Annotated in this window: 8 protein-coding genes; all 8 read right to left on the bottom strand. The window is 55.3% G+C overall.

What is annotated here, in order from left to right; all coding sequences use genetic code 11:
* Positions 1-203: hypothetical protein (locus ACRBCU_RS17055; RefSeq protein WP_431366598.1), on the bottom strand; the 203-nt coding region annotated here is incomplete at its 3' end.
* Complete coding sequence (locus ACRBCU_RS17060) at positions 190-999, bottom strand: DUF6615 family protein (protein WP_431366599.1); 810 nt, start codon at positions 997-999, stop codon at positions 190-192. The genes ACRBCU_RS17060 and ACRBCU_RS17055, both read right to left, overlap by 14 nt.
* 132 nt (positions 1000-1131) lie before the next feature.
* A complete protein-coding gene (locus ACRBCU_RS17065; protein ID WP_431366600.1) occupies positions 1132-4365 on the bottom strand; it encodes a type I restriction endonuclease subunit R in 3234 nt (1077 codons plus the stop codon).
* A complete protein-coding gene (locus ACRBCU_RS17070; RefSeq protein WP_431366601.1) occupies positions 4362-5609 on the bottom strand; it encodes a hypothetical protein in 1248 nt (415 codons plus the stop codon). Before ACRBCU_RS17070 ends, ACRBCU_RS17065 begins: the two co-directional genes overlap by 4 nt.
* Positions 5606-7648: a type I restriction-modification system subunit M gene (locus tag ACRBCU_RS17075; RefSeq protein WP_431366602.1), complete on the bottom strand. Its 2043-nt coding sequence runs from the start codon at positions 7646-7648 to the stop codon at positions 5606-5608. Before ACRBCU_RS17075 ends, ACRBCU_RS17070 begins: the two co-directional genes overlap by 4 nt.
* 79 nt (positions 7649-7727) lie before the next feature.
* Positions 7728-9431, bottom strand: a complete 1704-nt coding sequence (locus ACRBCU_RS17080; RefSeq protein ID WP_431366603.1) for an N-6 DNA methylase — start codon at positions 9429-9431, stop codon at positions 7728-7730.
* Between the two features lie 10 nt (positions 9432-9441).
* Positions 9442-9657 (bottom strand): hypothetical protein, encoded by a 216-nt coding sequence (locus ACRBCU_RS17085; RefSeq protein ID WP_431366604.1) that lies wholly within the window; start codon positions 9655-9657, stop codon positions 9442-9444.
* Between the two features lie 142 nt (positions 9658-9799).
* Positions 9800-10717, bottom strand: a complete 918-nt coding sequence (locus tag ACRBCU_RS17090; protein ID WP_431366605.1) for a GIY-YIG nuclease family protein — start codon at positions 10715-10717, stop codon at positions 9800-9802.
* Positions 10718-10935 lie beyond the last annotated feature (218 nt).

Genomic DNA, 10935 nt, shown 5'->3' on the forward strand with positions numbered 1-10935 from the left:
TCGAGCGCCAAGAGATCCAGGCGTTCGCGGGTCTCATCAACCCCGTCGAACTTTTTCTGAATCATCAGCAATTCCTCACCGAGGGCGTCAGGTTGATTGGCCAGCCACTCTTGCAAATGGTCGCGCTCACGTAGGTTCAACTCAGAAAAGCGCTTCTGGGACAGGCGGGACAAGCGGTTTTGGTTCAAATCAACGCGGAACAAAGAAATCTTCCCCTACTTCACTTGCATCAAAATATGCGATTCCGTTCAAGTTCTCCGCCATCAAATAGGATTGCAGCTCAGTGGTGCTTTCTTGAAGGCGTACCCAGTCAGGGTCCCCATCGTGCATCTTTGTTTCCATGTCTGGATCGAGCAAATTCAAACCATTGGCTAACCCACACCCGGGTCCATACTGGAAGAGCTCGTGCAGCGGCCGCATTCCAGGATGCAGAATGCTCAGTGCGCGCGACTTCTTTCGCTCGACAAAACTGGCTGACGCTACGGAACAGCCCCAAAAACTTGGCGGCTTGAACCCAGACGAAACTTGGCGGAACAACTGTCGGTTTTTGACATGGTCGTGGTTGTAGAAAACGTAGATGGGATTATTTGGACCCGCGCGCTTGATCAGAGTTTTCGTCTGACCCTTCGTCAATACATGTCCATCGTACCGCCCCGGCATCAACTGGTTGGTTCTTCCGGGCCTTCGATCATGTCGCCGATACAGCTTTTTGGCCTGAACCCGGAAGCCAACGCGGCACCGCCCCTGCTTAAAAAACCAAACCCAGTCTGCACCGGTATCTTTCTCGCGTTCTCGGGTAAATAGCTTAACTCGGAACCCAGCCTTCGGGAGGTCACGTGCCATCTGCAGCAGCAGACATTCAGTGATTGTTTCTTCCTGAAGATTTAACCCTGCTCTGTAGGCGTTGTTCTGTTCCCGCCAAACGACACCCGACAATTCGCGCAGATACTTTTGCATTCCCAAGGCATGTATATTGGGTTTGCCAGGCCAAAACCTCATAGTGCCGCCTCTAACTGATTGCAGATGGAGGTGGCACGCAGGACGGTGCATCCCGATGACGAGCTGGTCGCCCAGTGCCCGCTTTCCTTGGCGCATGCTTTTTTCGGCAATTCGGCACTGGAAGCGCCCGATTTAAACATCGTCGAGCTCTCCAAGGTCGATATCTTTCCCCGCTTTGATCAGATCGTAAATAAGGTTCGTAAGGATGCCGAGGCCTTGCTTGTCTTCTTTGAGAAGATGCGTGGCCAACGCGTTGTTCGAACTCATTGCGCGCACCACCGCGCCTTGAACCGCCCCGGGAAGGCTTCCTTTCAACGCTTGGTCTTTAGAGTTTTCCTCTACTTGGGCTCTTACGATACTGTTTTCACGGGTTATCGAAACGATTTGGTTTACGAAGCTTGCTTGGTCCTTGATCGGAGCAGCTTCGCCAAAGATACCGTTCAATCGTTCGATAAGCTCCTGCAGGTAAACAGGAAGCTTCCCAGGCGCATTTGAACCGCCGGGCCCCGTGGGCTTCAAGTTTGGATCGGGGTCATCGCCGTTGTTGCCCTGGTCATCGTTCTTTTTGATGTCGTATCCCGTCAGCGAAATGCCTCTAAGGTCGACATGCTCGGGAGGAACGCCATTGAGGCGGTTTGCCAGAAGTTTGGTGAAAGCGGCAAAATTCTCCATGCTGGGATCCCCCAGATCAAGCAATTGTGCAATGTAGGTGTAAGTCCTGGAGAACCTGGACAGCCCCGACTTAAACTCCAGCATCCGGCCGATGCTCTCTTCTATTTGCATCCTTTCGTGCTCGGCCTTTTTCGCCGAGGCATCGTCTCCTGCCTCGGTTGCCTTCAGGAATTCAACTTCGCACCGAGCGGCCTCTTCGCGGAGCGCTTTGAGGCGAGCGTTGAACAGGTCGGTCGGTCGTTGGGTGGCCGCAAACATCGCCTTGTGGTGATCTTCTTCGCCGGTGTCGAAGGTCTTGGCGGTTTCAAAGCGCGCCACCTTGAACGCCTCGATGTCTTCGTCCGAGTAGATGCCCTGTTCGTCAAGGGTATCCTTCATGTCGTAGATGACGTTTGGGTCTTGAACCTCGGTGATTTGCGCGCCGGAATCGTATTGTTTGAAGGCCGCTCGGATCGCTTCCGGGTCGTTTACGAAATCGATGACGAAGGTTTCTTCCTTGCCTGGGAAAGTGCGATTGAGTCGCGACAGTGTTTGAACAATCTCGACTTCGTTCGCGATCTTCTTGTCGACATACATGGCGACGAGCTTGGGCTGGTCGAAGCCCGTCTGGAACTTGTTGGCGACCAACATCACTCGGAATTCTGGCCGATCAAATGCGATCCGCAGGTCCTTGACCTCAACGCCCGTGTTCATGTTGCTTTCAGTGAATTCCGCATCATCGTCACAAACAAACAGATCGCCGGAAATCTGCGCATCATCGGAATGCATCACATCCTTGCCACTGAGCTTTCCCGAGAAAGCGACAAGCGCCCGAACGTCTTTGTATTGAGGATTGGCCACGACAAACGCATCGAAGGCCTTCTTGTAGCGAACAGCCGCCGCACGCGAGCTCGTCACAACCATTGCCTTCGCCTTTCCGTCAAGGAGAGGCGAGACGTTGTGCCGGAAGTGCTCCATGATGAACTGCACCTTCTGGGTGACGTTCGTGGGGTGCAGGCTCATCCATTTGGCAAGCGCCCGCTTGGCCGCCTTGCCGTCGACGCGTTTTTTGTCTTCTAGCTCTTTTCCCAGGTTGAAGGCCGTCTTGTACGAAACATAGCCCTTGAGAACGTCGAGAATAAAACCCTCATCAATGGCCTGACGCATCTCGTATTTGTGGAAGGCACGCGGCAGGTTGTCCGGGCCTGCCGGGCGGGACGTGTCCTGCGGCCGTCCGAACAACATCAAGGTCGAGTGTTTCGGCGTTGCCGTAAACGCAAAGTGGGACAGGTTCTTCGGCCGGGCGCGGCTTTTCTGGATCTCGGTCAAAAGCTCTTCGACCGTCATGTTCGCGGTGTCTTTGGCCGACGAAAGCGCGAGGGTCGCCTGCAGCTTCGAAGCCGTGCTGCCTGTCTGCGACGTATGCGCCTCATCGATGATTACGGCAAAGCTACGGTCCTTCAGCGACGTTTCCGTCAGGATCGCTTCCATCGCGTACGGGAAGGTCTGCAGCGTCACCACGATGATCGGAACGCCTTTCAGAATGGCCTCTGCCAACTGCGCTGTTTTCGTCTTGGAGCTTGTCTCGCGGTCAATCGCGGCGATCATGCCTTTGCGGTGGTCGATCTGCTGGACGGCGTCTTGCAGCTGGCCATCCAGCACGGTTCGGTCCGTCACGATGATCACGGTGTCGAAGACTGCCTTGCCGTCATCATGGCGCAGCTTGGTCAGGTCGTGGGCAGTCCAGGCAATGGTCGATGTCTTGCCCGATCCCGCACTGTGTTCGCAAAGGTAGGCATGCCCAGGGCCTTTTTCTTTCGCGTCTGCGATCATCTTGTTGACCGCGTCGTGTTGATGAAAGCGCGGGAAGATCAGCGTTTCCTTGACCGACCAATTGCCCTTCAGGTCCACCACATCTTTCTTCTCGACATAAACGAAGCTGTGGAAGATGCGAAGGAAGGCATCGGGCTGGCAAATCTCTTCCCAGAAATAGGCAACGGGGTATTCGCCGTCGTCGCGGGGCGGGTTGCCGCCTTTGCCGTCATGGCCACGGTTGAAGGGCAGGAAGTAGGTATTCTCACCCGCCAGCTTTGTGGCCATCCAAATCTCGCTATCAGACATCGCGAAATGCACGATGGCACCGCGTTTGAACGTCAGCAGCGGGTGTTTGCGGCCGGTTGCTGGGTCCTCGGGCAGACGGTCGCGCTTGTATTGTTCGCGCGCGCTTTCGGCGGATTGGGTAAAGTCGGTTTTGAGCTCGACCGTGGCCACGGGCAGCCCGTTAATGAACAGGCCCAGATCGATCGCCAGCTCGCGGCCGGGGTGATACTTCAGCTGGGGCACCACGCGCAGCCGATTGGCGGCATAGCGTGCGATGATCGTCTCGTTGCGCTGATCTTCTGGCGCTGCCTCAGACATGTCGATCTGTCCGCAGCCCGCGATGGAAAAGCCACGGCGCAGAACCTGGATGGTGCCGTGCTTGGCCAAGGCGGCGTCGAGACGGGAGAGCAGCGTTTCGCGGGCGCGCTCACCGTTCAGGGCGACGAGCTTATCCCATTTCGGCCCTTGGGTCTCTTTGATCCAGGCCTCCAGATCCTCGGTGTAGACGGCGGTGTCCTGATCAAAGCCTTTTGTGTCGCCCAGCAGCCAGCCCTGTTCCGTCAGCTTTTTGACGATATAGGCCTCAAGGTGTTTTTCGTGGTGCAAATCGCTCATGCTGCGGCCCTCACATCAATCTTACCGGTCACCGCCGCCGTTATGAGCGCCGCGCGTTTTTCTTTCAAAAGCGCGATTGAGCGCTCGGTTTTTTCAATCAGGCCTTCGATGCGCGCTGTTTCGCGGTCGATATGGCTGAGGATTTCATCCTGCTCCGGCAATGGGGGCATGCAAACGCGGATATCGCGGAAGTACTCCCAATAAAGCCGCATGCGAAAATCGGCGATCCCTCTGGAGTATCTGCGAATTTCTTCGGCAGCGCTTTTTGTATGCAATAGGTGCTCCAAATACTTGGTTCTGAATTCAGCAATAGGTCGCGCGACAACATAGGCTGGACTGACCAATCCAGACACAGCCACGGCACCAAATGCGCCTTGCCACGCGCGCATCATGTTATAGACAAGGTCGCCTGGTTCAACACCTTGATATTTCGTGCGATCTTCGCTCAACGCGACTTTGCGGTCGCGTTCTTCATCAGACAGCTCGCCATCTGATACGCCATTGTGGATCGACACGGAAAGCACAGGCAAATCCGGGTCTGGCGTTCGGAAAGCTTCGCGGAACAGCGTCGCGATACGAGGCGTATCCCAATGCGCCGGAATGTCGCCAATCCATTCCACCCCCGAGGGTTTCATTTCGGCGTTCCGGTCGATGCCCTTGGTAACTGCGTGGTCGATGACGGCCGCACGTTTTTCCTTGAGCAGCGCGATGAAGCGCGTCTTTTTCTCAATCAACCCATCAATCCGCCCGGTTTCGCGGTCGAGATAATCGGCGATGGCGGATTGTTCTGATACGTCGTCGACAACGATACGGTGATTGAGGACAGCTTCTGCGCTCACCCGCTTTAGCCCACCCGAGCCAGTCATACTGATGATGCCCTCTGTCTTAAATTGGTCTGACGACAGCAAATACATCAAGAACTGGGGTGAAATTTTCTCTTGTTTCGGCCTCATGACGTGCACTTCTGAGGTCGCGAAGCCAATGCCGCCAGTGAGGTCGTGGGCGAGGCATTTCTTTCCATTTTCAAAGCACGGTGTGACCTTGGCCAGAAGCACGTCACCGTCGGAAAACACGTTGTAGCTTCCCGCTTTAAGATCAGTTAGTGGGGCCGTTCTCGAGGTATCAAGACCTCCCATGCCGTCCTGTATCGCTTCCATCGGCGCGAAGGTTACTGGCGTATCGGGAGCCAAGCGCTTCGTACTTGTTGAGGGTGAGAAGGTGATTGCGAACTTGAGACGCATCATTCTGTCACCTCAGCCAAAACTTCAGCAATCGAGGCCTCGATGGCCTTCAGTTCCGCATCGATCTCGTCCAGATCGCGCGGCGGCACATATTCATAGAAATAGCGGTTGAAGTTGATCTCATAGCCAACGATCCCGATGTCGCCATCGGTTTCGTCCACATAGGTCTCGTCGATATAGGCGTCATGGGCGTGGGGCGTCACCTCGGTTTCGAGGTAGTCGTGGATATCGGTGCCCATGGGCACGTTTTCATAATCCGTCAGATCATCATCGGGGATCAGGTTGTCCTTCTTGTCCTTCACCGGGTCCAGATCTTCGTCCCGCACGCCAAAAGCCTTTTGAAACGCCTTGATCAGCGCCGCGTCGGCTTTGCCGAGGCTCGCGTCCTTTTTCGCCGCCGCCTTGGCAAAGCTGTCGATCCAGTGCCAGTCATGATCGGTGCCCGCATGCTCCGCCAACACCTCGCGCCATCCTTGCCGCTGATCATCCGAGCGTTTTTCCCAAGCCTTGTGTTCGGCCAGCGCTTCAAACCCCGCGTCTGACACAACGATCTTGTGGCGCAGTGGGCGCAGCACCCTGATACGACGATAACCGAAGTCCTGAGCGTCAAGGATCAAGGCCTTTTTCGTTGGCTCGAAGTCGGCATAGAGCTGCACGATATCGCGGATTTGGTCATCCCCGATCTTGCGCCGCTTGTTGCCCTCGCTCTTGCGGAGCGGCTCATACATCCCGGTCGCGTCGATCAGTTGAACCTTGCCGCGCCGGTCGGCAGGTTTGCGGTTGGACAGAACCCAGATGTAGGTGCCAATGCCCGTGCGGAAGAAGATCTCAGTCGGCAGGGCGATGATGGCCTCGACCACATCCTGTTCAAGCAGATGGCGGCGGATTTCGGATTCACCCTGACCGGCGTTGCCGTTGAAGAGGGGAGAGCCCGACAGCACGATCGCCGCGCGCCCGCCGCCTTTTGCTGGGTCTTCAAGCTTGCTGAGCAGGTGCAGGAGGAACAGCATGGAGCCATCGCTGACACGCGGCAGCTTGGGGCCAAAGCGCCCCTCGAATTTCTGGTCGCGGTGTTCGCGCACGACTTCGGCCTGGTCCAACTCCCACTTCTTGCCGAACGGCGGGTTTGAGACGCAGTAGTGGAATTTCTCGTGCCGGAATTTGTCGGCAGACAGGGTGCTGCCAAGCTTGATGTTCTGTGACAGATCGCGACCGGGGTCGGACTTGAGCGTCTTCAGAAGCATGCTCGCCAGACAGACGGCATGGGTTTCAGATTCCAGCTCCTGACCATAAGGAACAAGCGTCGGGGCCGTGCCATAGCGATCCTGCAGCGACTGCACGTGCTCCATCCCGTCGGAAACAAAGCCGCCGGTGCCGATCGTCGGGTCATAGAGCGTGCGGATGATGCCGGGGTTGTCGATGAACATCTGGTCATCAGGTTCGAGCAGGAGCTCGATGCCCAGGTGGACCACGTCGCGCGGCGTCATGAAATCCTCGGCCGCTTCGTTCACTTCGGCCCCGAACCGGCGGATCAGATGTTCATAGACGTTGGACATGGTCCGCTCGGGAACCGCGTCGGGATGCAGGTCGATGGCGGCAAAGTTCTGGCAAATCTTGTAGAGAACGCCCTTCTTGTCCATCTGGCTGATCGTGTTGATGAAATCGAACTGCTCGAAGATCACGCGGGCATTTCCGGAGAACTTCGCGATGTAGTCCTCAAGGTTCTGCCGAGTGCGGCCAGACCCGAGCGTTTCCAGGCTGTAGCTTGACGTGTTGTAAAAGGGGTAGCCGGTTGCCTGACGCAGGATGACATCGACGTCGAGCCCATTTTCAACGGCCATCTTGTGCATTTTGGCGGCTTCTTCCCGAGTAGGCTCGAGGACACATTCCAAGCGGCGCAGCAGCGTGAACGGCAGAATGATCTTGCCGAAATCGACGTGTTTGAAGTTGCCCCAAAGGTCATCCGCGTTCTTCCAAATGAAGTCCGCGAGCGATGTATGGGTGTTGTTGGCTTTTGGTGCGGATGATGTTTGTGTGTTCAAGATTCAGGTCTCGTTCTGATTGGGTGCTTCACGCTTGACGTGAAAATGAATTGAATTTGGGTCGGATGAAAGCGGTTGGTCAGGACTTCGCCAGACTCAGGTCTCTATTTGGCCAGGAGTTCGTTCGATCCTCCTCAATCGCGGCCATGATTTCCGAGATCTGAGCATGTCGTTCTTGCCTCAATTGAAATGTGCGTCGCGCGTGGTCAGCGTCGTCATCTGAGGGAATTGGAACCCGAAACGCCCTCAAGTCTTTGATGGCAATGGATTGGATCGCTGAGCCGCCTGCAAGCGTTCGCAAAGCTTCAACAACAGTTGGATTTGCCAGGTACTCATAAAGAACCTCACCGGAAAGTCCCCCGTGTTTCGGGCGCAAGATCATAAAGGATTGACCAGCCGTCCAGAATCCATCTTCGTCGCCAGTCGGCGCATCGGCTGGAACGAGGCCTGCAGTGCCGATCGTGCCTTTCACTGACAAGATGACATCGCCCGGAAGCAACCGTTGGTTCCTAGCCTTGCGCATTTGCGCGCGTTCTAGCGTCGATGTCTTATGTGGTTTTTTCAGGAGACCGTGCTGGGCCACATCAGCGGGGGATGCTTCGAAGATAGTGAATTCGCCGTCTTCCGCTTTGCCCAGGCTTAAAGGCCGGATCAGCTCGGCAGCATCTTGCAACTCGATCGTACGCGAGCGTTCCAGAAAACTTTCAAGCGCGGCTGCCGCTGGCGGAAGCAGATACCGGTTTATGCTCAGGACGAAGTCTTTCTCCTTGATTTCCTCGAGCGTGACGTCTTTGGCGAACATTTCTTCGATTGGAGCGCTTTCGTCTAAGAAGCGAACCCAGCTCGTACCGGGCAGTATTTCGGGGCGACCCCTAACAGTCCTTCCGGAGAAACTTGGATGGGAAAGATCGAGCATTCTGACCTTGGAACAATCCATGTTGGAAGGGGCGAGAACCAAAACGTCTGTGTCTACCATTGTGTTTGGGAAAATCATGCCACCAGGAACCGCTAGGATGCCCTTCAGACGGCCGGATGCAACAAGCGCTTCGCGCGCTAGGGGCTCGACACCGACGCCCCGATACATAAGCCCATCTGGTACACAAAGGATGGTTTGGCCGGTCGACTGTGCTAGCGCATCGGCCAAAGCGAGCACATCTTCGGTTAGGCGCTTCTTCCCTTCTTCTGCGTCCAATATCGCAAGTGTGCGTCGCGGAATCTGGCCGGTGTTCATGGGTTTGGAGCCAAAAGGAGGAAAGGCCACTTCTGCTTCAAAATTTGTAGCATCTGTGCGTGCAAGAGGATCGGCGCATAGGACCTGCAATTTGCACTCCAAGAGAACGGCAAGGCTTTGTGCAAAGTCACAAATGTCCTTATTTTGCGATACGAAGAGCACTTCCTTGCCGCGTATTGCCAGCAAAAGTGCTGTGTGGAGGGAGGCCTCGAACGAGCAGCGTACGGAACTCACGCTGTCAACAATTTCTGCAAAGCGCTTTGCTGGTGCTTCGAGCAGCCATGGATCGTGCCGCCCATGACTAGATGCCATTAATTCGTCAATCGCGGTCAGACGCTCCGTCGGCGAAAGGTCAAGAAGTGCTCGAGTGGCTTCATCAAGAGCTTTTCCGCCTGCATGCTCACTCGCGGCCTCCAAACCAATTGGGGGGGACATCGAGTTTTCAAGGTTCAAACGGGATGCGCCGCTGAATGCCAAAATATGCGCTGCATGCTGGAGGCCGGAAACTTCCCGCATAGTTGAAAGGAATTGCCACGGATTGAGCTTGGTCATTTTCAGCCCCTTATTTTTTTGACGCCGAACGTGCGAAACTGCCGGTGTTGTATGTCGTGATCTGACAGTCACCCGCAACGACGACTGTGATCCCGCCTTTACACTTGGCGCGTTCAAGGAGCTTCAGCGTTTGGCGAAGTTCGGCCGCGACTTCGTCGCAGTCCTTGCGGCGCAACACGATTTTGTCGCCGTCAAAAACGCCATGCTCCAACGCTAGGTCTACCATCTGCTTGTTGTGCCGCGCTGATTCATTCTGCAATCCATGTGGTTTGTAACTTGCATCGACTTGCTCCTCTTGATGATCAAGAGATACGATCGCCTGATTTAAAAATCAACCCCTTATTTTATTTTTTTGTCACGATGCCCTGTTAGGTCGAGGCGCTAGCTTCAGCTTGTTGCCAGTCATGGTAGGTTTGCTTCGATCCTTTGACCTTCCACTCCAGGCGTCCGTTGCTGTTGCGATCCAAGACGACAGCAGCGGCGGCGGATGGACTATTGAACGACCAAGGTTTCGTGAAGCTGAGTTTTTGGTTGCCGTCCGCGACTAGAATGCCGTCTGAGATGAGCTTTTCCTTCAAGCTGCCATAGCTTTGTTGGACATAGCCGGTTTCAGTGAGCGCCTCAGACCCTTCCAGTACAACAAATTCACCATCTTCTTCGACAGCGGTCGCTTTGACGCCGCTCTTGTGGCGGATCTCGAATTGCACTTCTCCTTCGGTCCGCTCGTCAACCGGCTTCGCTGTCTGTGTCACCGCGCGCGGTTGTGGTTTGAGCATATCCAAACCGATTACGGGCAGGATGATGCGAAGGTTTGACAGAAACTGCTCCATATTGGCGACGTCGGCCTCTGGCAGTCGTCGTCTGCTTGTGTCCGGCTGAGTACCATTGTCCAACGTGACGCGGCCTGCTTGGGCTGCTTGTTCTATGAGCCGCGCCTCAAGGTATTCCGCGTGCCCTTTGGATAGGTCATCGTCACTTGTCGTGATGGTGATGGCCGTTTCCCAGAAATCCCTTTTGATCGCGCTTTGCTTGATCCTCTCGGCCACGGAGTTTCCAGAGCCAATATAGGTGCGGGTTGCACCGGCTTTTTCAGGATCAGGGCCTGACAGTATGTAGATACCGGTCCGATCGACCTCTTCACGAGCAGTAAGGTCGCCGAAAGCTGAAGCGCCGCTTACAAAAAGCAGGCCCGTCCAACCATGGATTGTCGCTTTTCGCAGCCCAGTTGGCTTCCCGTCGACGAGGAAAAGCTGGATTGTTCGACCGAATGAGCCCTCTGTTTGCACGATTTGTTCCTTGAAAACATGATTCTAACAATTGCTTGCGCAGCACACTTAAAACACGAAATCAGATAATTGTCGTCCCGTGAGGACGGCTTATTGGCAATAGACTGCACCGGGGCTCAACGGGCCACAGGCCCGCTCTCCCCAATCCAGACATCCTTTTATTGGTTAGGTCCGCCCAACATCCCTGACCGTGGCTGTCAACCTTAGTCCATCCCCAA

Source organism: Planktotalea sp. (assembly GCF_050633725.1).
Lineage (GTDB): Bacteria > Pseudomonadota > Alphaproteobacteria > Rhodobacterales > Rhodobacteraceae > Planktotalea.

What these genes read in the sequence shown, in the direction of transcription:
- ACRBCU_RS17060 (WP_431366599.1), bottom strand. Translation starts at nt 999, where the DNA reads ATGAGGTTTTGGCCTGGCAAACCCAATATACATGCCTTGGGAATGCAA.
- ACRBCU_RS17070 (WP_431366601.1), bottom strand. Translation starts at nt 5,609, where the DNA reads ATGATGCGTCTCAAGTTCGCAATCACCTTCTCACCCTCAACAAGTACG.
- ACRBCU_RS17080 (WP_431366603.1), bottom strand. Translation starts at nt 9,431, where the DNA reads ATGACCAAGCTCAATCCGTGGCAATTCCTTTCAACTATGCGGGAAGTT.
- ACRBCU_RS17065 (WP_431366600.1), bottom strand. Translation starts at nt 4,365, where the DNA reads ATGAGCGATTTGCACCACGAAAAACACCTTGAGGCCTATATCGTCAAA.
- ACRBCU_RS17085 (WP_431366604.1), bottom strand. Translation starts at nt 9,657, where the DNA reads ATGGTAGACCTAGCGTTGGAGCATGGCGTTTTTGACGGCGACAAAATC.